This is a genomic window from Cupriavidus sp. GW823-FHT07A04 (assembly GCF_058794615.1).
On sequence record NZ_JBXAHA010000024.1, the window covers coordinates 86224 to 106425 of the forward strand.

Sequence of the window (20202 nt, forward strand, 5' to 3'; positions counted from 1 at the left end):
ATAGTCTGTGGCCGGTGTCGCGCGCAAGCGCAAAGGCCGCCAGCTCGTCGACGGCCTGCCGGCGGCACTCGATGCGCTACGCGCTTCCGATGACTTGCGAATCGCCCGATATCAGGTTGACTACATCGCCAACCAAGGAGAAGAAACTATGTTCTACGTCATTCATGCCCTAGACAAGCCAGGTGCGCTATCCGTGCGCCTGGCGAACTACGATGCGCACAAGGCCTACCTTGCGCAGGCATCCATCAAGACGCTGATTTCGGGTCCGCTTGTTGCTGACGACGGTGAGACCATGATCGGCTCTCTCTTCCTCGTGGAGGCTGAGAAGAAGGAGGATGCGGTTGCTTTCAATGCCAATGACCCGTTTGCGCACGCAGGGCTCTGGCAACAGGTCAGCATCCATGCATTCAACAAGCGCGTCGACAATCGATAAGCACCGTAACGATGGCTTTGCGCGGCCCGACGCGTCGCGCAGCCTGATCCTGGCTGGAACTCAGTGAAAGTAACCTACCTGATCATTGGCGGCGGGACGGCAGGCGCGGTTCTCGCGGCGAGATTGTCGGAAGATCCCTCCGCTACGGTGTGCCTGCTCGAAGCGGGTCCCGATATCCGGCCCGAAGCCGTGCCTTCGGACATTGATGACGCCTTTCCTAGCGCGTCGCTGAATCCGGCATATTTCTGGAAGGACTTGCGCGCGCGTCGGCGATCCGGCGGCGAAGAATACCCTTATCCGCAGGCCAGAGTTCTTGGCGGCGGATCCAGTATCAACGGCATGTGGACGCTGCGCGGACTGCCCGCCAACTACGAAAGTTGGGTCGAAGCCGGTGCGACGGGTTGGGGCTGGGACGATGTTCTACCTTACTTCCGGCGCGCCGAGGGGGATGTCGGCAGGGCACCTGACTTCGGTCAGTCGGGCCCGTTCGTGATCCGCCGTCCGCCGCGCTCGGAGTGGCCGGGATTTGCTGTCGCCGCTGAGAAGGTACTCAACGCGCGCGGATTCTCGACGATCGACGACATCAACGAGCAGCCGGGGTGTGGATTCTTCGCCATGCCCTACGCCGCCAATGGTGGCAAGAGATCCTCGGGTGTGTCGTGCTATCTGACCCGGGATGTTCGTGCCAGGCCGAACCTGACCATCCTGGCCGACGCAACCGCCCACCACCTCGAGATTGACCGTGGCAGGGTCACCGGCGCCGTCTACGCGAGCGGAAGGGAGAGGGCCCATGTGACTGCTGAGGAAACCATACTGTGCGCGGGTGGCGTTCATTCACCTGCGATCCTGCTACGCTCCGGTATTGGCGATGCCGAAGCCCTGAGGGCTCTGGGCATGACTCCCCGACATCACCTTAGGGGTGTAGGGCGCCATCTGCAGAACCATCCTTATCTGCAGTTCGCGATGACATTACCGCGCCATGCGCGTCAGTCCGCCTCGCTGCGCACCTTTGCATGCGCCGGGCTGCGGCACTCGTCGGGCCAGGAAGGGAGTCCTGATGGCGACCTGTTCCTTTCCCTGCTGGGACGGGTCGGACCGCGCGGTTTCGGGACCGACCTCGCAATGCTCAGTGCCGCCCTGTATGCGCCATTCTCCCGCGGTAGCGTCAGCCTGATCTCGCCGGACCCGGATGTCACCCCTTCGATCGACTTTCGGTTCTTCGACGATCCGCGCGATGCGCCGCGGATGCTTAAGGCGGCTCGGCTGGTCGAAACGCTGCTGGGCGCGCCTGAGTTCGCAGACTGCTATCACGATGCGTTTATTCTGCCGCCGGTGATGGCGGCGAATCAGTTCAATCGAGGCGGTGTGCGCGGGCACCTGCTTGCCTTGGGAGCGAAGGTTGCCTTGAATTCGCCGAGCTACTTCTCGCGTGAGTTGCTTGGCCGTGCGTTGAAGCCGGGTAAGTGGATAGCGAATCGGGCAGGGCAACGGCGCCTTTCGGATGATGAGATTCTCGGCGCAGTGGCACCAATGGGCCATGTAGCGGCAACTTGCCGCATAGGCCAGTCCAATGACCCGGACGCAGTGGTCGATACGCATTGCCGAGTCCATGGCCTTGAGCGCTTGCGTGTCGTGGACGCTTCAATCATGCCGTCAGTGCCAAGCGCCAATACCAACCTCCCGACAATTATGGTGGCAGAGAAGGCTGCTGACCTCATCAAGGCCCGCATTTGATCCATCGCCCAACCTCGGCTTGAGGAGGGCGAGCGGCTCGGCACGCTCGCCCTCCTTAAGGCCGTTAGAACGAGTGCCTCATCCCAATGACGGTGCCAAACTGGTTTTGGCCGGGATTGGTATTGCCAAACGACTTGCCGCCGTCAAAGAATCCGAGATTCGCGCTCCCCTTGTTGATCGCATAGCCGACAGCGGCGTATGCCCGCGTACGCTTCGAGAGGCTGTATTCGGCTCTGAGCGAAAGGAGCCAAGGGTCGTTGCCAGTATTCCGGAAGTCCTGGAAATAGGCCGCTCCTGCAACATTGATGGACGGCGTGACATCGTAGTTCATACCGATCCAGTAGAGATTCGACCCCTGATTGCCTGCTCCGGGAATTGCTCCCTGGAGAGTCGCACCGTCATAGGCTCTGGCCCAACGATATCCCGCGAACAGATTGGCCTTACCAAACGAAAGCGTTCCGGCAGCCAGCACTCGCCGCGTCTTGGCATCAGGATTCAGCGCCGTAGTCCCGGAGTTGATCTCGTCGTAAGCGGCGGTCACGCTTACCCGGTCGGACGAGTAGGCCAGGTAGCCACCGAAATCGCGCCCAAGTCTTGGCTCACCAGGAACCTCACTGCCGTTTGCAACACTGCTGTCGGCGCCAAAACTATAGAAGGCCGATGCCGTGACCGGGCCGAGCCGGCCAGTGTACTTGATCGAATTGTCTGCGCGTCCGACGAAGGCAATGTCCTGCGAATAGACCGAGTATTTCGTTGCGAGGCCCATCGGCTCGAAGTATGGAAACGTCTCATACAGCCCATTGATTTGTCGTCCCAAGGTCAGCGTGCCCCACTGAGCGTGCTTGAGACCGACATACGCATTGCGGCCGAACAAGCGTCCGCCTTGCGTTGACTTTCCGGTGTCAAGATCGAAGCCGCCTTCCAGCACGAAAAGCGCGGTCAGGCCGTTGCCTAGGTCTTCCACGCCGCGCATCCCGAATCGGTTTGCCGCAATGTTGCCAGTAGACAGGCGCACAGAACTCGAGCCATTGCCGGGAAGGTGATTCACGTATTCGATACCGGCGTCTGCCACACCATATAGCGTGACGGATCCTTGAGACCAACAGGTCGTCGCGGCAGCCATTGTGGCCAGTGATCCGATGGTTCGGACAACGGTGTTCGGTGTCAATCTCACATCTCCTCCTTTTGCTTATCTCTGATGAACGTCTTGGCCATGCGGGGAATTTCTGAGTGATTCCGAGGGACGAGTGCCTCGGACGCGTGGCCTCTCTCCGAATGGCTCGGCCGGATAGTAAACAGTACGATTGACCAATTAAAGGTGGGGTTTCTACCAAGACTGGATTTGCGTTCAAGGGGCGATGCAGTCACGGGGCTACGGACGCGAGCGAAGGCCGCGTATCCGGAGTAGAAGACTGTACGCGACAATCTCGACCGCGACGACCTGGCTTTGCATTGCCTTGCCGCCGCGGGTAATCCCTAGGTATACCAAATTGGTCAAACGTACAGATAATTAGCCTCAGCCAGTGCGAATGCGATGGCTTCAAACGGCTTTGCAGAGGAGACAATGATGGTGATTTTTCGGCAGCAAGAAGTGGAGTTCCTGAGTCGAGGGGAAAAGGTCCGGGGGGACCTGGTGCTGCCTGATGGGAATGGACCGTTCCCGCTGCTCGTCATGGGTGGGGGTTGGTGCTACGTCAAAGAGATCGTCATGCCTCACTACGCCGAGGCGATCGTCGCGAAAGGCGTGGCTGTGCTCATGTTCGACTACCGTTGCATGGGGGCGAGCGAAGGACAGCCCCGGCAACATATCGATCCAGCGGCTCAGATCGAAGACTATAAAAGTGCCGTAACGTATGGAGAGTCGCTGCCCGAGATCGATGCGCATAGAATTGGTGTCTGGGGCATTTCATACGCCGGTGGTCACGTGCTGGCGGTCGGAGCGACCGATGAGCGGGTCAAATGCGTGATCTCCAACATTCCGGTTGTGGACGGCTACGAAAATATGCGCCGCGTCCACGGCTCCCAACGCTTTCATGAGCTAAACGAGCTAATCCTGGCAGATCGGCGCAAGCGGACGCAAGAGGGATCAGCGGGGGGGCGCTTGCCGATGTCGTCGAGGCAGCCGTTTGAAGAGCTGTGCACCTGGCCGTTCCCTTCGATTCACACAATCTTCCACGACATCAAGGCACGTGAGGCTCCTCGGCACGAGCACTGGAGTACGGTCGAATCGACGGAGTTGCTTCTGTCGTACGACGTGGCACCGTTCGCAAAGCGCCTCTACGACAAGCCTATCCTCATGGTGGTCGCCGAAGACGATGACATCACGCTTTGGGATCTCGAGGTTGCCGTCTTCAACAGCATTCCTTCGGTTCGCAAGAAGCTCTCAGTGTTGCCAAAGGTCTCGCACATGAGTCTGTACTCGAATCAGAACGATCTCGCAATCGCAGGTCAGCTCGCCGCAGATTTCGCTGCGCAGCACCTGCGTGCAAACTAACTGATTGATAACCCATTGTCGGAAATAGTAGAGGTAAAACATGCTTGAATACTTTTCGGATTACCCCTGGAACCTGTCGCTCTCCATGGCCCTGGACATGGGGGCGAACATGGACGAGATCGACCGGGCATCGCGTTCGCTGCGTGATGGGAAGGTTCCGGAAGCAATGGATCCGGCCCAGGCGTTCTTTCACGCGTGGGATGACGCAGGTCAGAAGCTGGCTGCAAGCGCAGCGGGCGACGAAGATGCCGGGCATGGCCTGACGGCGTCGGAGAAGTACCGACGAGCGGCAATCATGCTCATCACTGCAGAGCGGATGCCACACCACAACTATCCGCCTCGTTTGGACGCGTATGACCGCATGCTCCATTACTTTGCCAAGTATGTGGCGCTCGGCCACGTGAATTGTGAGCGCGTCATGGTTCCCTACAAGGACACTGTGTTGCCAGCGTTGCTTGTCAAGGCAGAGGGCAATAGACCGGCGCCCTGCATGGTGCATTTCAATGGCCTGGATGGCGTCAAAGAGTTTTTGTTTCTATCAGGCTTCCCAGCCGCTTTGGCAAAGCGCGGAGTCTCCACGCTGATCGTCGACAATCCCGGAGTAGGCGAAGCGTTGCGCAAGCACGGCCTGCACAATTCCCCGGAAGCCGAGGTTCCCGCTGCGGCGTGTATCGATTACCTTGAGCGTCGCCCAGAGGTGGATCGCGACCGGATCGGCATGATTGCGCTGAGTATGGGCGGCTATCATGCGCCGCGCGCAACAGCGTTCGAACCGCGCTTCAAATGCTGCGTCGCTTGGGGGGCGAACTACGACTTCGGCAAGCGGTTCCGCATGCGGCTGGAAGGCCACGGCACTCAAAAGTCGGTTCCACATTTTGTTGAACACGTGCAATGGGTGCTTGGCGCGCAATCAGTCGAGGAGTGTCTCGATACTGCCAGCGGCTTTACTCTGAAGGGGATTCTCGACCGTGTCCGTGTGCCAATTCTTGTGAACCATGGCGAGCTTGATCGTCAGGTTCCGGTGGAGTCGGCATATCTGACATATGAGGATTGCGTAAACAGCCCGCGTCGCGAGCTGCGAATCTTCACGGCCGATGAAGGTGGCGAGCAACACTGCAGCATCGGGAACATGAGTCTTGCAACGGATTACATGGCTGACTGGATCGCGGATGTACTCACCGCAGAACTGCGTCGCTAAGTCAGGACGTATAGGCTCTGATGCATCGCGTTGAAATGCATCAGGAGCAAGCTGACGCAGAACCCTCACCAGGGCCTGGCGAAGTTCCGCAACGGGCTCGGTGAGGGTGGTGGGAACGAGACGACGAGACGCGTTATGACCTATCGGTAAGCGCCCGAAAGCCTCCGGTCAGGAATGGGAGCATGCACTCGAAAGCCTGTTCCAGATTGGTGGATTTGAACTTGCGAAGCGAAAGACTCTCCACTCTTCCGGGCTCCGACACCAAGGCAACCATCGCGCCGACCATAAAGCTGAATGCGTGGTAGATGTCCTCTTCAGGGACTGTTGGCAAGCTTCGGCGGAACTCAACGACAAACTGACGCGCAATGGGGTCGTAGTGGTCGCTGATGAACTTCGCCCAATCGGGAGAATTGGAGACGCGAGAGATCAGTAGTGAATAGTTCTTCCAGCCCTGTCCGCCGTGGGCGCTTCGTTCAACAAACGGGTAAACGTAACCGGAAATCAGGTCTTCGAGCGGTATCGGATTCTCGCCTGCGCGAGTTCGTGCTGCATCGAGGGCGAGAATACGCTGATGCGCCATATAGGAAGCGCGACGTTCGATAACCTTGTTGAAGAGAACGTCCTTGGTGCCAAAGTGATACGTAACCAGAGCGATCCGGGTTTCAGTTGCCTCTGCCACGTCTCGCATCGACGTTCCGTGGTATCCGCTCTTTGCAAACAACGCCTCTGCGGCATCGAGCATCCGGTCGCGGGTCGCGTCGCCAGCCTTCCTCGTCTTGGTCCGAACGACGCCAGGAACGCTACCTGCGGCTGGCCTTGTCCGCTCGCTTGCGGCAGTACTCGGTGAATTTTTCATCGGTGTCTAAGCTGACGATGTCTCCGGTTCCCTTGTGGCCGGTTTTTGAAAGGATTTAGGTCAATTGTACAGCTAACGAACTTCGATATCGATTGCAGCCGGTAGATTCGATAGGTTCTCTTCTGCGCTTGAAGTGAGGGGTAGCCGCTCACTCGAACACGGCGCCACCAGCGAGCTTCGGCGTTTGACCGGTTTGAGGCCCAATGCGGTCATCTGTGGCGGATGTGACAAATGACGGAAATTGGCCGATGGACTAAACCGCTCGCGCGGTAACCCTCCGGCCCAGCGCAAAGTGACTCAACCGCCAGCGCTGTTTCCTATGTTGAGGACCGAGGCAATTCGCCTCGAGCCTCGACAGGAGCACAGCCATGTCAGTCGCGACGCCTACCATCAGCCCGCTACGCCAGCGCATGATCGAAGACATGCGGATGCGCAAGCTCTCGGACAAGACCCAGACCCACTACATCCGCGCCGTGCGGCAGTTCGCCATCTTTCTCGGGCGCTCGCCCGACACGGCCAGCACCGAGGACCTACGGCGCTATCAACTCCATCTGGTCGATCGCGGCATCTCCCCGGTTTCGCTCAATGCCGCGATCACTGGATTAAAGTTCTTCTTTGAAGTGACTCTCGGCGATGCCCAACGCATGGCCAAGATGCGTCCGGTGCGAGTGCCACGCATCCTGCCAGTGGTACTCAGCCCCGACGAAGTCGCCCGAGTGCTGGCTGCCGCCGGTAACCTGAAGCACCAGACCGCGCTCGCGGTCGCCTACGGCGCCGGCCTACGCGCCAGCGAAGTGGTGGCGTTAAAGGTGACCGATGTCGACAGTGAACGCATGACCCTGCGCATCGAACAGGGCAAGGGCCGCAAGGACCGCTACGCCATGCTCTCGCCAGTGCTGCTCGAACGACTGCGCGTCTGGTGGCGTGTCGCCCACGCGCAGGGCAAGATGCTCGACGGCGGCTGGCTGTTCCCGGGCCTCAATCCGATCGAGTCGCTCAGTGTCCGGCAACTCAATCGCGCCATCCATGCCGCCGCCCAGGATGCACAGATTGATAAGCGCGTGTCCATGCATACGCTGCGACACAGCTTCGCCACCCACCTGCTCGAACAGAAGGTCGATATTCGCGTCATTCAGGTACTGCTTGGGCATAAAAAGCTGGAGACCACAGCGCTTTACGCCCAGGTCGCCACTGATCTGCTGCGCGAGGTCGTCAGCCCGCTGGAGAACCTCCGCTCCACCTAGGCTTTGGTCCACCGAGCACTCTCATGCTCGAGATCGCGGATATCTTCCGCCTCCATGGGCCGGCCTGGCGACAGACTGCACACCTGAGCCTGGGGCAGTTGCAGGTCATGTCGGCCATCGAACAGTGCCGAACCGCGGCACTGGGAGGGCATGTGCTGCGCTGTTCCGGCTGCGCCAAGCTTGAGGTGTCCTATAACTCCTGCCGCAACCGACATTGCCCAAAGTGTCAAGCCAGCGCTGCGCGTCGCTGGCTGGAAGCGCGCAGCGAAGATCTGCTGCCCGTCGAGTACTACCACGTCGTGTTTACGCTGCCTGCGCCCATCAGCGCCATCGCCTGGTACAACAAGGCGGTGATCTATGGCCTGTTGTTCGATGTCGCCGCCGACACCCTGCGGACCATCGCCGCCGACCCGAAGCACCTCGGCGCGCAGATTGGCGCCACCCTGGTGCTGCACACCTGGGGATCGGCACTCACGCATCATCCGCACGTGCATGGCATCGTCCCCGGCGGCGGCCTGTCACCAGATGGCGAACGATGGGTGGCTTGCCGCCCCGGCTTCTTCCTGCCGGTCCGCGTGCTCTCCCGCCTGTTTCGACGCCGCTTTCTTGAGGCCCTCCAGGCTGCGCATGGTCGGGGCCAGTTGCAGTTCTTCGGCGACTACGCCGCGCTCGCCGATCCGGCTGCCTTCGCGCAGTGGATCGCACCGCTACGCACCTCCGAATGGGTCGTGTATGCCAAGCGACCGTTCGCCGGGCCAGAGGCGGTACTGGCCTACCTGTCACGCTACACCCACCGCGTGGCGATCTCCAACCAGCGCCTGCTCGCCCTGGACGAGCGTGGCGTGACCTTTCGCTGGAAGGATTACCGAGCCAAAGGCCGCACTCGCTACAAGACCATGACGCTGGATGCCGGCGAGTTCATGCGGCGCTTCCTGTTGCACGTGCTACCTCGCGGCTTCCATCGCATCCGGCACTATGGTCTGCTTGCCAACCCGGTGCGCCGCGCGAATCTGGCCAGAGCGCGTGAGCTGTTGGATGCCGCGCCCAACGTCACCGCTGCACCTGACGACACCGATCTCGCTGCGCCGACGCCCTTCGTCTGCCGGCACTGTGGCGCGCCGATGCTCGTCATCGAGATCATCCCGCGTAGTGTCTGCATCCGCGGACCGCCGCCGCAGCGAGCCCTCGCATGAGCCCACATATCTTACGCATCCAAGTCAACCGTCGGCTCTCCGGACACCGGAGCCGCAAGCGGACAGTCGTGCTCGCTGTCTCAGGCCGCCTCATTGCACGCTCGCAGCGTCCTAACGCTCCTGATCTGCCGCGACCTCCCGCCATGCCGGGGTCCCCCTCACGCCACGCTTCCTCCGACATCCACTGGCTCTGCTGATCAAGCAAACGCTTCAATCGCCATAGCCCAGTACGCCGCATCGCTGCATCCCGCGGTTTCCCCCCTCGAGGATTGTTCGACGCCTGCCCACACGCGCCGCTCCCTCTCACAGTCCTGCAGACGAGGGCAGACATCAAACAATCCTTAACAAACTCAGCCGTCAGACCGATCCCTGAACTACACAGTCACCCCGATCACCTCGGCTCCCCTATCCCGAAACTCGGCGTAACACCTTTTACTAGCGGCACCAAGGTTCCACACGAAACAATCCCGATCGCATCGCCAGGAACACGGCTTCGGCGCGGCTCTGAGCACCGAGCTTTCGGCGAGCCTCATCGATGTAGTGATCGGCGGTCCGCGCCGAAATTCCCAACTTTTCGCCGATCTCCCGACTGGACTTTCCGTTCGCAGTCAAAGACAAAGCCTGCGCCTCTCGCTCCGTCAGTCGCTGGTTCCCGAAATAGGCGGACGCCGCTGCCATGTACCGCGTATCAAGCAAGACGTGCAACTTCGCATGCCCGATCAGCACGGCCTCCAGGTCAGCCCGCTCTTCGTGCTCAACCAGCAACCACGACGCCAAGCCAAAAGGACCGAAATACGCACTCGCTACCACGCCCGGCCGTACAACCGTGGGCAACGCGGCGTATGGCGGACTGAATTGCGATTCCGCCGATCGAGCGCTTCGGGTCATCGAGCCACACTCGTGACTGATGAAGCGTGAGCAGACGGGTGACGCATAACTAAGGCGAAGTCCCGACGCCTTCAGGCGTCCGCGCGTCGACTCCAACTCCGGAAATGCCTCTGTCAAACCGGGAAGCATCTTGGAAGTTCCGCGACCTTGAACCCTGCGATGTCGGCGGCGATGACTTTGTGCAAGCCCTCTGACCAGTCCAAGCCATGTTCGTAGTATCCCCCAGCATTCCGCGCACCGAGGAAGAATGGCAAATGTGTTCCGCGTTGGATTGCCTTCATGAAAGGCTCGGGTACACCCGCCTCCCGGGCCACCTCCAGTTGGGACACTCTAGCCTCGTCATCCATGACGAGCCAGCGCTTCGTGCGCCCTGCCTTATCGATCGCGGCAATCCCTGGCGGCGTCAGACTGACGGTGACCCAGACGGCCTCGGCGTCGCGCGTCACATCGTCGAGCAGCGCTAGCAACGCCGGATTCCCGAGGAAAGGAAGCGATTGCCGCTGCAAGATGCTCAACGCCGCATCACCGACGGATGCCATCACCTTGCGCTCAAGCTCGCGAACATAGTCCACGACGTGCCGAATTGCCTCGCGATCGTCTTTCCGTATGAACCGGTCGATGACGCCCGCGTTGAAGCCCTCTATCGCGTGACGTGGTGACGCCTGCCCCGTCAGCAAGACCTTCCCAAGTCCGCGGCAAATCTGCCAGTCCGCTACCTCGAAGCCAGTCAACTCAGGCATGGCGTAGTCCAGTATGACGACACCGATTTGCTCCGAACATATGCGGTGCAAATCGAAGCCGCTCAACAGACCGTCATTCACGCGTAGGGATTGTTTGTCAGGCACTAACCCGACCTCTTCGACCAACCGTCGCGAGAGCGCACGAAGAACCCGAAGCTTATTCAGCTTCAGCTAGGACATAGGAGCTCAATACGACGATGAAGTGAGAACGAGCGCTCGGGACGTGGACCCTGGCGCCTTTGCCATTGGCGTATGGACGAAAGCCATCGCCTTGGCCCTGGAAACATAGTGCCGTAGCGGCAGATGGAATGCAAAAAGGGGCCGAAGCCCCTTTTTGCAAAGACCAGCGGACTTCGATGGAAGTCCGTGGACATCATGTCTGGAGCGGGAGACGAGGCTCGAACTCGCGACCTCAACCTTGGCAAGGTTGCGCTCTACCAACTGAGCTACTCCCGCTTTTTGGCTCCCCGACCTGGGCTCGAACCAGGGACCTACGGATTAACAGTCCGGCGCTCTACCAACTGAGCTATCGGGGAACAAGTTCCGTCTCAATCGAAACGGAGGCCGGATTGTACAACAGCCTTTTGCGTTTTTGAATAGTTTTTTTCGCTCAGCGTGGATCGGCTGCGATCGGCTTGCTTCTCGCTCGCTTCTCACGCCTCCCGCAGTTACCGCCTCAAGCGCCGAGGTGCCGCAGGTCGAGCACGCGCTGCGCCTTGCCCGTGGCGGTGGTCTTGATCTCGCCGGTATTCAGGACGCGCACGGCCGTGGAAACGCCGATCATCGTCTTCACCCGGTGCTGCAGCTCACGTGCCAGCTGCTCGCGCTCGCTTTCGGCCAGCGAGGCGCAGATCTCCGCGCGCGCCTCCACCGACACGGACAGCGAATCCATATGCCCGTCGCGCGTGATGCACAGCTGGTAGTTGCCGCTAAGCCGGGCAATGCCGAGAATCAGCTCCTCGACCTGGCTCGGAAACACGTTGACCCCGCGAATGATCAGCATGTCGTCGGAGCGCCCCGTGATCTTCGCCAGCCTGCGCATCGAGCGCGATGTCGGCGCCAGCAGCGCGGTCAGGTCACGCGTGCGGTAACGGATCATCGGCATGGCTTCCTTGGAGAGCGAGGTAAATACCAGCTCGCCCTGGCTGCCGTCGGGCAGCACTTCGCCGGTGACCGGATCGATGATCTCGGGATAAAAGTGGTCCTCCCAGACCACCGGGCCGTCCTTGCTTTCAATGCACTCGGACGCCACGCCCGGGCCCATGATCTCCGAGAGGCCGTAGATGTCGACGGCCTGGATGCCCGCCCGGGTCTCGATTTCGCTGCGCATGCCCTGGGTCCACGGCTCGGCGCCGAAGATACCGATCTTCAGCGATGACTTCGCCGGGTTCATGCCTTGGCGTGCCATCTCGTCGATCAGGTTGAGCATGTAGGACGGCGTGACGAGAATGATCGACGGCTCGAAATCGCGGATGAGCTGTACCTGTTTCTCGGTCTGTCCGCCGGACATGGGCACGACCATGCAGCCGAGCCGCTCGGCGCCGTAATGAATGCCGAGGCCGCCGGTGAACAGGCCGTAGCCAAACGCGTTGTGCAGCGTGTCGCCACGCCGGCCGCCCGCCGCACGGATCGAGCGCGCCGTCACGTTGGCCCATGTGTCGATGTCCTTCGCGGTATAGCCCACCACGGTCGGCTTGCCGGTCGTGCCGCTCGATGCGTGCACGCGCACCACCTCATCCTTTGGCACGGCAAACAGCCCGAACGGATAGTTGTCGCGCAGGTCCTGCTTGGTCGTGGTGGGGAATTTCGCCAGGTCGGATAGCTGGCGCAGGTCGTCCGGATGCACCCCGGCAGCGTCGAAGGCGCGGCGGTAGTGTGCCACATTGTCATAGGCATGGCGCAGCGACCATTTGAGGCGCGCCAGTTGCAGTGCCTGGAGTTCGTCGCGGCTGGCTAGTTCGATGGCTTCGAGCTCACCCGGTTGAGGAATTGGCTGGACCACGGTTGTCTCCTGAGAATGACGCGGCAAAATAGGAACGGACGGTGGCGGGAACGGGGGCGCCACGCGGCAGCCTGCCAACCTGGTCATGCGCGTCAACGGTCTTTGCCGTCGTGCCGCCCAGGTTGGCAACGTGCCTGCTTACTGATTACTGATTACTGATTACTGATTGGTAGTGCTGGATATGCAGTCGCTCAGGTGCGCTGCGGCACATGCCGCCGGCTTTGCACGACGCGGAAGCGGTTGGCAACAAAGGCCGTGTCGGCAAGGCTCGCGTTGGCCGCGGGATTCGCGCCGGTGGCGTGGAAGTCCGAGAACGCCGCCGACTGGTTCACGAAGACGCCGCCCGTCAGGTTGACCGACAGCGCAACGCCGCCGGATACGGCAGCCTCGTCAGCGGCATCGAGCACCTGTTCGTCCGTGCTGTAGACCGACAGCGTCAGCGCGCCGCGCGTGCGAGCGATGCGCGCGGCGAGTTCCAGCGAATGCCGGGTGGAATCGGTGGCAATCACAAACGCAATCGGGCCGAACCATTCCTGCGTAAACGTACCCTCGTCGCGCCGGGCGTCGAGCTTCAGCAGGACCGGCGTGCTGACGCTGGCTTCCGGGTAGGCCGGATGCACCAGGCGCTGGCTGGCAAGGAGCGGAACGCCCAGCTTGGTCACCTGCTCGATCCGGTCAAGCACGCCCTTGTTCTGGATCGCACCGATCAGCTCCACGGCCTTGGCCGGATCGCTGGTCAGCTTTTCCACGGCATCGGCGATGGACTGGGCCACCTCCTCGAACGGGACCGTGCCTTGCGCCGTCTTGATGCCATCGCGCGGCACGTAGATATTCTGCGGCGCGGTGCACATCTGGCCCGAGTACAGCGCGAGCGAAAACGCGATATTGCGCGACACCGCCTTCAGTTCGTCCGCCGAGTCGATCACGATCTGGTTGACGCCCGCCTTCTCGGTGTACACCTGCGCCTGCAGCGCGTGTGTCTCCAGCCAGTCGCCGTTGGCGGTGCTGCCGGTGAAGTCGATCAGCCGGATTTCATCGCGCGTGGCCAGCGACTGCACCAGCGCACCGTCATTGGGTGCGGTGGCCAGCAAGGTCACGACGTTCGGATCGAAGCCGGCCTCCTCCAGCACTTGCCGCGCGATACGCACGGTAATGGCCAGCGGCAGGATCGCGGCGGGATGCGGCTTGACGATGACGGCATTGCCAGTGGCCAGGTCCGCGAACAGGCCGGGATAGCTGTTCCAGGTGGGAAACGTGCAGCAGCCGATCACCAGCCCGATTCCGCGCGGGACGATGGTGAAGCGCTTTTCCATGGCGAGCGGCGGATTCTTGCCTTGCGGCTTTTCCCAGTACGCCGTCTGCGGAATGTCACGCATGGCATCCCACGCATAAGTGATCGCCTCTAGCGCGCGGTCCTGCGCATGCGGGCCGCCGGCCTGGAATGCCATCATGAACGCCTGCCCGGTGGTATGCATGACGCTGTGCGCGATCTCGAAGCTCGCCTGGTTCAACCGCGCCAGGATCTCCAGGCTCACGCCGACCCAGGCCTTCGGGCCTGCCTTGCGGAATTGCAGCTGCGCCGCTTGCGCCGCCGCGATCAGCGCGTCCGGCTCGGCGTTGGGATAGCCGATGTTCAGCGCGAAGCCGAATGGCGAATGTTCCGCGCCGACGGTGCCGCCGCTGCCGGCTTGCTCGAGCACGAAGGGTTGTCCGAGTTGCGCCTTGAATGCCGCCTCGCCGTCGTCGGCGGCGGTTTCGCCGTAGGTGCGCGGGCTGGGCATCTCATTGAAGGGGCTCCAGTAGCCTCGGGTCCGGATGGCGTCCAGGGCTTGGGCAAGTGTCTTCTCGTGTTTTTCAAACAGGGCGTGATTCATTGCGGGGGCCGTATTTCTTTAAAGGATTGCGGTACTGCACTTGCTGTGCGTCGATTTACCGTTCATTTACCGTTCGTCGTAGCTGACGACAACCCGGTCGGAGACCGGATGGCATTGGCAGGTGAGCACGAAGCCGTCGTCGATCTCGTGCTGCTCCAGCGTGTAGTTCTTTTCCATCTTGACTTCGCCTTCCAGGACCTTGGCCCGGCACGTGCAGCACACCCCGCCCTTGCAGGCATAGGGCAATGCAAGGCCCGCTTTCAGGCCGACGTCCAGCACGCTGACGCCCACGTACGGCAGCCGCAGCTTGCGCTTCTTGCCGTCGATGATCAGCTCCAGATCCGCGGCCGGCGTGTCGTCGGTGATCTCGATCGGCGGCACGCCCGCTTGCGGCAGCGGCGTGCCGAAGCGCTCCACGTGCACCTTCGCGGGCGCCACGCCGGCGGCCTTGAGCGCGGCCTCGGCGGCGTCCATCATCGGGCCGGGGCCACAGATGAAGGCTTCGTCGATCTCGGCGGCGGGCACGAGCGTGGCCAGGAAGGCCTCGCATTTCGCCTGATCCAGCACGCCGTTGAACAGCTCGACCTCCTGCAGATCATCGGACAGCACGTGATACAGCGAGAACCGGCTCATGAAGCGGTTCTTGAGGTCTTCGAGCTCCTCGGCAAACATGATCGCGTCAACGCTGCGGTTGCCATATACCAGCGTGAAGCGGCTGGTCGGCTCTGTCTCCAGCGTGGTCTTGATGATCGCGAGTACTGGCGTGATGCCCGAGCCGCCCGCGAACGCCACGTAGGACCTCGACAGCTCGGCGTTCAGGTGGGTGAAGAAGCGCCCGTCGGGTGTCATCACCTCGATCTCGTGGCCGGGCTGCAGCGTGTCGAAGGCGAAATTGGAGAACCTGCCGCCGCGTACCCGCTTGATGCCGATGCGCAGCTCGCCATCGCGGTCATAGTCGGTGACGCCCACGCAGATCGAATACGAACGGCGGGTTTCCTCGCCATCAAGATGCGCCTTGAGCGTGACGAATTGCCCTTGCGTGAAACGGTACGCGTCGCGCAGGGCCTCCGGCACCTCGAACGAGACGGTCACCGCGTCGGCGGTCTCGGGCCGTACCTCGCGGATACGCAGCGGATGAAATTGCGGTGTCGCCATGTTGTCGGTCCAGGTCGGTACGGTTTGTCAGTACGGTTTGAAGTAGTCGAACGGCTCGCGGCAATCGATGCAGCGGTACAGTGCCTTGCAGGCCGTCGAGCTGAACTGCGCCAGGCGTTCGGTGTGCACGGAGCCGCATTGCGGGCATGCGGGCCGGTCGTGGGTAGCGTGCGATGCTGTGCGCGGCACGAAGCGGATGGTCTTCTCTTGCGGCGCGTGGCCGCTGCCGCAGTTGCCCATCGGCGGCGCGATGCCGTATTGCCGCAGCTTGTCGCGCGCTTCGCTGGTCATCCAGTCGGTGGTCCAGGCCGGGGCGAGCACAGTGACAACGCGATGGGAAAGGATCCCGGCGGCGTTCAGCGCCTGCCCGATGTCCTCGGCAATCTGCGACATGGCAGGGCAGCCCGAATAGGTTGGCGTGATGACGGCTTCGAGCACGCCGTCAGCGCCGCGGCGCACGTCCCGCAGGATGCCCAGTTCGCGAATCGACACCACCGGGATTTCCGGGTCGGGTACGGCTTCGAGCACGGTCCAGGCGCGCTCCAGCGTGGCGTCGGACTCCATCAGCGTGTCAGCAGCGTTCATCTTGATCTACCAGGTGGCGCCGGGATGCTGGCGTGCAAGGCTCTGCATTTCGGAAAGCAGGTAGCCCATGTGCTCCGAGTGCTCGCCGTGCTTGCCGGTGGTGATGTGTTTCGCCTCGGACGGCAACGTGAGCGTGGCCTGCGCCACCGTGGCGGCGACGTCTGCCTGCCAGGCGGGCTGAAGGTCCGCCATCAGGGGACCGATGCCGGCCGCTGCCACCGCGGTTTCCACTGCATCGGTCGCGAAGAATTCACGGGTGTACGGCATCAGGTAATCCAGCGCCGCCTGCGCGCGCCGGTGCGACTCCTCGGTGCCGTCGCCAAAGCGGATCAGCCAGTCGGCGGCGTGGGTCAGGTGATAGCGGGTTTCCTTCAGCGACTTGGCGGCGATGGCCGCCAGATGCGTGTCGGTGGACGATTGCAACGCCGTCCACAGGTGGCCCATCAGCGCGGAATACAGGAAGTTGCGCGTGATCGTGACCGCATAGTCGCGCTCGGCACGTGCCGTGCCGGCGAGCGGCCCGAAGTGGGGCAACTCCACCAAGGTGTAGTTGGCGAACTCGCGCTCGGCGCGGAAGTAGGCGTAGCTGTCTTCGGTTTTCCGTGTGCCGTTCAGTGCTTCGTCAAGGGTAGCCGCGTGCGAATACAGCAGGCGTGCCTGGCCGATCAGGTCCAGGCTGATGTTCGCCAGCGCAATATCTTCCTCGAGCGCAGGGCCTTGGCTGCACCACTCGCTGTTGCGCTGGCCGAGGATAAGCGCGTTATCGGCGAGGCGCAGCACGTACGACAAATGTTGGGGCGTGGTCATGTTCTGGGTCCCGCCTTACATGTGGTCGACTTCGGGGGGGAGCACGAAAAACGTCGGGTGGCGATAGATCTTGTCGCCAGCCGGCTCGAAGAACGACTCCTTGTCCGCCGGGTCCGACGCCGTGATCATGGCCGAGGGCACCACCCAGATGCTCACGCCTTCCTGACGGCGCGTGTAGACGTCGCGGGCCATGCGCAGCGCGCCGCTGGCGTCGGGCGCGTGCAGGCTGCCGCAATGCTTGTGGTCAAGGCCCTGCTTGCTGCGCACGAACACTTCCCAGATTGGCCATTCCTTGTTCATCTTTGTCTCCAGTTCAAGCAGCTTGTTTGCGGTCGCGGGCGGCCTGTCTATCGGCCTGCTTCTGGGCATGCGCCAGCGCGGCTTCGCGCACCCAGGCGCCATCGTTATGCGCCTTCACCCGGGTGGCGAGGCGCTCCTTGTTGCAAGGCCCGTCGCCATTGACCACGCGCCAGAATTCTTCCCAGTCGATTGCGCCGTAGTCGTGCGCGCCACGCGCCTCGTTCCACTTCAGGTCCGGATCGGGCAGCGTCACGCCAAGGATCTTGGCTTGCTCGACCGTTGCGTCGACAAACTTCTGGCGCAGGTCGTCGTTGGAGATGCGCTTGATGCCCCACTTGAACGACTGGCCGCTATGGATGGAGTCCTTGTCGCTGGGACCAAACATCATCAGCACCGGCCACCACCAGCGGTTCACCGACTCCTGCACCATGTCCTTCTGGGCCTGCGTGCCCTTCATCATCGACAGCAGCGCATCGAAGCCCTGGCGCTGATGGAAGGACTCCTCCTTGCAGATGCGGATCATGGCGCGCGCGTATGGGCCGTAGGTGCAGCGGCACAGCGGGATCTGGTTCATGATCGCCGCACCATCCACCAGCCAGCCGATCACGCCCACGTCCGCCCAGGTGGGCGTGGGGTAGTTGAAGATGCTCGAATACTTGGCCTTGCCGGCGTGCAAGGCATCGACAAGCTGGTCGCGCGACACACCCATCGTTTCGGCCGCGCTGTACAGGTACAGGCCATGGCCGCCCTCGTCCTGCACCTTGGCGAGCAGGATGGCCTTGCGCTTGAGGCTCGGCGCCCGGCTGATCCAGTTGCCCTCGGGCTGCATGCCGATGATCTCGGAGTGCGCGTGCTGCGAGATCTGCCGGATCAAGGTCTTGCGGTAGGCGTCTGGCATCCAGTCCTGCGCCTCGATCTTGCCGTCAGCGTCCATGACCGCGTCGAAATGCGCCTGCTCCGGCGAGACGTCGGCTTGCACCGTTTCGAGCGGCTGGGCGTTGCCTGGGATATCCAGTGATTGGGTGTACATGGCGTTTTCCTGTGGACCGATGCCGCAGTATATTTATAAACCGACCGTCCGGTTGATTTATTATTTAGATCGACAAATAAAAACGATAGTTAAAAATCCTGGCTAGTTAGGAACTTGCTGGCTGAGGGAAAAGGGGGTGGCGAGCGAGGCATATTCACTCCGGGATAGCCTCTCCGTCATGCAACATCGGGCAGGCCCGCCTCGCTGCCGGGAATCCAGCGCACGGCCGGCTCCCCTTGATGCCGCACCCCGGCAGTAGAATGGAAATTTGCCACCGGGGAAGAAAGTGTGCGTGAAGCGCGAGCTTGCTGCGATTGGCATCGCTGCTGTACTGACAGGCACCCAGGTGGTGTGGGCCGCGACCGACGCGTCAATTACATCCGAATCGTCCGAAAGGCCGCTGCCGGCCGCGGCGCCGCCATCGGCGGGCAAGGCAAACTGCTGGGAAACGCTCTGGTCTCGCCCGAATGCGAAAGTGCAGATGGAGGCAGACGGCACCATGCCGATGTCCATGATGACGGTGCAGGAACTGCTGGAAAGTACGCCGGCGGGATGCCAGGCGATCATCAATATTCACTCGAAGAGCGCGCTGGCAGCGCTGATGGGGCCGCCGGTCATTGCGGATCAGCGCGACCTGGTCAGCATCTCGCCGCTCGCTGCGCCATCGGCGGTTCGCGTCGAAATCCACTCAGAGATCAATGCGAGAGCGCGCTATGCCCGGCTCTATGGCACATCGACAAGCGTAGGCGAAGGTGTGGTCAACTATGCGGGTGTGGATCTGCGCGAGGGCACGATACTTGGCGGCGAGACGGTCAACTCCAGCGTGACGCTCAAGATCTATGCGCGCGGAACGGATGAGGAGGTGGGCGAGCTGCGCGCTGCGCACGCCACGATCACCATCAGCTCGCGCCACGTCGGGCGGCGCCGCATGATTGAAACCGCGCTGGGCCGCAAGGATTGCGTACCGATCACTTATGAGAAGCGCTCCTCGCTTGGGCCAACGCAGCTCGTCGATACGCTGATCCTGACGACGCCTTCGGTCATGCAGATCACGGATTGGTATTGCCCAAGCGAGCGCTTCGTGCTCCGTACGGAAGTACGAGAGCAGGGCAAGGTCCAGCGCATCGATACGACGGCAATCATGCCGGTCGGCGAGGTCCCCTGAATTCCGTTCGGGGACCAGGCTGGAGGCGAATCCGGTGCGTCGGAGGCAAAAAAAACCCGCCGGCTTGGCGGGTTTTTCCAGGCGCACGGCATCGACCGCCGCGCGGCGAGACGGCTCAGGCCCCGGCAGCGGCTGCCGGCACCGCCTTCTTGGTTTGCTTCTTATGCGACTTCTTCGCCTTCGAATCCGTCAGGTTGGCACGCGAGCTCTTGTTTGCGCCCTGGGTATACGGGTCAAACTTGTCGCCGGCCTTGGCCCCGTCGGTATAGGGGTCGGCCTTGCCAGCCTTGGCGCCATCGGTGTACGGGTCTGCTTTGCCAGCCTTGGCGCCCTGGGTGTAGGGGTCAACCTTGCCGGTGCCTTGCGCCTGAGCGGCGATGGATGCTGCGCCAAGGCACAGCGCGAAAGCGGTAGCGACAATCTTCTTCATGACATTTCCTTGGAAGGCCACCGTCCGGGCGGCCGTGAACACGCGAACATTGAGCCAACCTGACCGGCCAGCTC

General features: G+C 61.8%; 18 protein-coding genes, 2 tRNA genes and 1 pseudogene. 7 read left to right on the plus strand and 14 right to left on the minus strand.

The annotated features are described in order from the left end of the window. The first annotated feature begins 7 nt into the window (after nt 1-7). Together AC1Q7Q_RS33660 and AC1Q7Q_RS33665 are read left to right on the plus strand one after the other, a co-directional pair. Nucleotides 8-433, plus strand: a complete 426-nt coding sequence (locus tag AC1Q7Q_RS33660; RefSeq protein ID WP_492372353.1) for a YciI family protein — start codon at nt 8-10, stop codon at nt 431-433. A gap of 63 nt (nt 434-496) precedes the next feature. After that, complete coding sequence (locus AC1Q7Q_RS33665; RefSeq protein ID WP_492372354.1) at nt 497-2167, plus strand: GMC family oxidoreductase; 1671 nt, start codon at nt 497-499, stop codon at nt 2165-2167. A gap of 64 nt (nt 2168-2231) precedes the next feature. Here the strand turns inward: AC1Q7Q_RS33665 and AC1Q7Q_RS33670 are convergent, their stop codons facing one another. Then, a complete protein-coding gene (locus AC1Q7Q_RS33670; RefSeq protein ID WP_492372388.1) occupies nt 2232-3290 on the minus strand; it encodes a porin in 1059 nt (352 codons plus the stop codon). 408 nt (nt 3291-3698) lie between these two features. Between AC1Q7Q_RS33670 and AC1Q7Q_RS33675 the strand changes: the two are divergent. Together AC1Q7Q_RS33675 and AC1Q7Q_RS33680 are read left to right on the plus strand one after the other, a co-directional pair. Next, a pseudogene (locus AC1Q7Q_RS33675) lies at nt 3699-4661 on the plus strand (alpha/beta hydrolase); the annotation flags it as partial. A gap of 40 nt (nt 4662-4701) precedes the next feature. Next, a complete protein-coding gene (locus tag AC1Q7Q_RS33680) occupies nt 4702-5859 on the plus strand; it encodes an alpha/beta hydrolase family protein (RefSeq protein WP_492372355.1) in 1158 nt (385 codons plus the stop codon). Between the two features lie 133 nt (nt 5860-5992). On the opposite strand, the gene AC1Q7Q_RS33685 is transcribed toward AC1Q7Q_RS33680, so the two are convergent. Further along, on the minus strand, nt 5993-6715 hold the full coding sequence (locus AC1Q7Q_RS33685) for a TetR/AcrR family transcriptional regulator (protein ID WP_492372356.1): 723 nt from the start codon (nt 6713-6715) through the stop codon (nt 5993-5995). A gap of 368 nt (nt 6716-7083) precedes the next feature. On the opposite strand from AC1Q7Q_RS33685, the gene AC1Q7Q_RS33690 reads away from it, so the two are divergent. Beyond that, nucleotides 7084-7959, plus strand: a complete 876-nt coding sequence (locus tag AC1Q7Q_RS33690; protein WP_492372357.1) for a tyrosine-type recombinase/integrase — start codon at nt 7084-7086, stop codon at nt 7957-7959. 23 nt (nt 7960-7982) lie between these two features. After that, the gene (locus AC1Q7Q_RS33695; protein WP_492372358.1) at nt 7983-9152 is read left to right on the plus strand and encodes an IS91 family transposase; all 1170 of its coding nucleotides are present in this window, start codon (nt 7983-7985) and stop codon (nt 9150-9152) included. A gap of 435 nt (nt 9153-9587) precedes the next feature. On the opposite strand, the gene AC1Q7Q_RS33700 is transcribed toward AC1Q7Q_RS33695, so the two are convergent. The 11 genes from AC1Q7Q_RS33700 to paaA form a co-directional block, all read right to left on the minus strand. Beyond that, entirely contained in the window at nt 9588-10040 is a 453-nt protein-coding gene (locus tag AC1Q7Q_RS33700) for a helix-turn-helix transcriptional regulator (RefSeq protein WP_492372359.1), read from the minus strand. Between the two features lie 113 nt (nt 10041-10153). Then, on the minus strand, nt 10154-10861 hold the full coding sequence (locus AC1Q7Q_RS33705) for a hypothetical protein (protein WP_492372360.1): 708 nt from the start codon (nt 10859-10861) through the stop codon (nt 10154-10156). A 299-nt stretch (nt 10862-11160) separates the two neighbouring features. Continuing rightward, nucleotides 11161-11236, minus strand: a tRNA-Gly gene (locus AC1Q7Q_RS33710). 4 nt (nt 11237-11240) lie between these two features. Continuing rightward, a tRNA-Asn gene (locus AC1Q7Q_RS33715) sits at nt 11241-11316 on the minus strand. A gap of 140 nt (nt 11317-11456) precedes the next feature. Then, nucleotides 11457-12782 (minus strand): phenylacetate--CoA ligase PaaK, encoded by a 1326-nt coding sequence (paaK, locus tag AC1Q7Q_RS33720; protein WP_492372361.1) that lies wholly within the window; start codon nt 12780-12782, stop codon nt 11457-11459. Nucleotides 12783-12973: 191 nt separating this feature from the next. Further along, on the minus strand, nt 12974-14656 hold the full coding sequence (paaN, locus tag AC1Q7Q_RS33725; RefSeq protein WP_492372362.1) for a phenylacetic acid degradation protein PaaN: 1683 nt from the start codon (nt 14654-14656) through the stop codon (nt 12974-12976). Nucleotides 14657-14722: 66 nt separating this feature from the next. Then, a complete protein-coding gene (paaE, locus tag AC1Q7Q_RS33730; protein WP_459375270.1) occupies nt 14723-15811 on the minus strand; it encodes a 1,2-phenylacetyl-CoA epoxidase subunit PaaE in 1089 nt (362 codons plus the stop codon). 27 nt (nt 15812-15838) lie between these two features. After that, nucleotides 15839-16396 (minus strand): 1,2-phenylacetyl-CoA epoxidase subunit PaaD, encoded by a 558-nt coding sequence (gene paaD / locus AC1Q7Q_RS33735; protein ID WP_492372363.1) that lies wholly within the window; start codon nt 16394-16396, stop codon nt 15839-15841. 6 nt (nt 16397-16402) lie between these two features. Next, on the minus strand, nt 16403-17203 hold the full coding sequence (gene paaC / locus AC1Q7Q_RS33740) for a 1,2-phenylacetyl-CoA epoxidase subunit PaaC (protein WP_492372364.1): 801 nt from the start codon (nt 17201-17203) through the stop codon (nt 16403-16405). Between the two features lie 15 nt (nt 17204-17218). Continuing rightward, complete coding sequence (gene paaB / locus AC1Q7Q_RS33745; protein ID WP_006156041.1) at nt 17219-17503, minus strand: 1,2-phenylacetyl-CoA epoxidase subunit PaaB; 285 nt, start codon at nt 17501-17503, stop codon at nt 17219-17221. 13 nt (nt 17504-17516) lie between these two features. Then, nucleotides 17517-18533, minus strand: coding sequence for a 1,2-phenylacetyl-CoA epoxidase subunit PaaA (gene paaA / locus AC1Q7Q_RS33750; RefSeq protein WP_183033350.1), 1017 nt, complete (start codon nt 18531-18533; stop codon nt 17517-17519). Nucleotides 18534-18825: 292 nt separating this feature from the next. On the opposite strand from paaA, the gene AC1Q7Q_RS33755 reads away from it, so the two are divergent. Then, complete coding sequence (locus AC1Q7Q_RS33755; protein ID WP_492372365.1) at nt 18826-19698, plus strand: hypothetical protein; 873 nt, start codon at nt 18826-18828, stop codon at nt 19696-19698. Nucleotides 19699-19813: 115 nt separating this feature from the next. Here AC1Q7Q_RS33755 and AC1Q7Q_RS33760 read toward each other — a convergent pair whose 3' ends face one another. Continuing rightward, on the minus strand, nt 19814-20128 hold the full coding sequence (locus tag AC1Q7Q_RS33760; RefSeq protein WP_492372366.1) for an amino acid ABC transporter permease: 315 nt from the start codon (nt 20126-20128) through the stop codon (nt 19814-19816). Between the last annotated feature and the right edge of the window lie 74 nt (nt 20129-20202).

What these genes read in the sequence shown, in the direction of transcription:
- AC1Q7Q_RS33670 (WP_492372388.1), bottom strand. Translation starts at nt 3,290, where the DNA reads ATGGCTGCCGCGACGACCTGTTGGTCTCAAGGATCCGTCACGCTATAT.
- AC1Q7Q_RS33680 (WP_492372355.1), top strand. Translation starts at nt 4,702, where the DNA reads ATGCTTGAATACTTTTCGGATTACCCCTGGAACCTGTCGCTCTCCATG.
- AC1Q7Q_RS33685 (WP_492372356.1), bottom strand. Translation starts at nt 6,715, where the DNA reads ATGAAAAATTCACCGAGTACTGCCGCAAGCGAGCGGACAAGGCCAGCC.
- AC1Q7Q_RS33690 (WP_492372357.1), top strand. Translation starts at nt 7,084, where the DNA reads ATGTCAGTCGCGACGCCTACCATCAGCCCGCTACGCCAGCGCATGATC.
- AC1Q7Q_RS33695 (WP_492372358.1), top strand. Translation starts at nt 7,983, where the DNA reads ATGCTCGAGATCGCGGATATCTTCCGCCTCCATGGGCCGGCCTGGCGA.
- AC1Q7Q_RS33700 (WP_492372359.1), bottom strand. Translation starts at nt 10,040, where the DNA reads ATGACCCGAAGCGCTCGATCGGCGGAATCGCAATTCAGTCCGCCATAC.
- paaN (WP_492372362.1), bottom strand. Translation starts at nt 14,656, where the DNA reads ATGAATCACGCCCTGTTTGAAAAACACGAGAAGACACTTGCCCAAGCC.
- paaE (WP_459375270.1), bottom strand. Translation starts at nt 15,811, where the DNA reads ATGGCGACACCGCAATTTCATCCGCTGCGTATCCGCGAGGTACGGCCC.
- paaD (WP_492372363.1), bottom strand. Translation starts at nt 16,396, where the DNA reads ATGAACGCTGCTGACACGCTGATGGAGTCCGACGCCACGCTGGAGCGC.
- paaC (WP_492372364.1), bottom strand. Translation starts at nt 17,203, where the DNA reads ATGACCACGCCCCAACATTTGTCGTACGTGCTGCGCCTCGCCGATAAC.
- paaB (WP_006156041.1), bottom strand. Translation starts at nt 17,503, where the DNA reads ATGAACAAGGAATGGCCAATCTGGGAAGTGTTCGTGCGCAGCAAGCAG.
- paaA (WP_183033350.1), bottom strand. Translation starts at nt 18,533, where the DNA reads ATGTACACCCAATCACTGGATATCCCAGGCAACGCCCAGCCGCTCGAA.
- AC1Q7Q_RS33760 (WP_492372366.1), bottom strand. Translation starts at nt 20,128, where the DNA reads ATGAAGAAGATTGTCGCTACCGCTTTCGCGCTGTGCCTTGGCGCAGCA.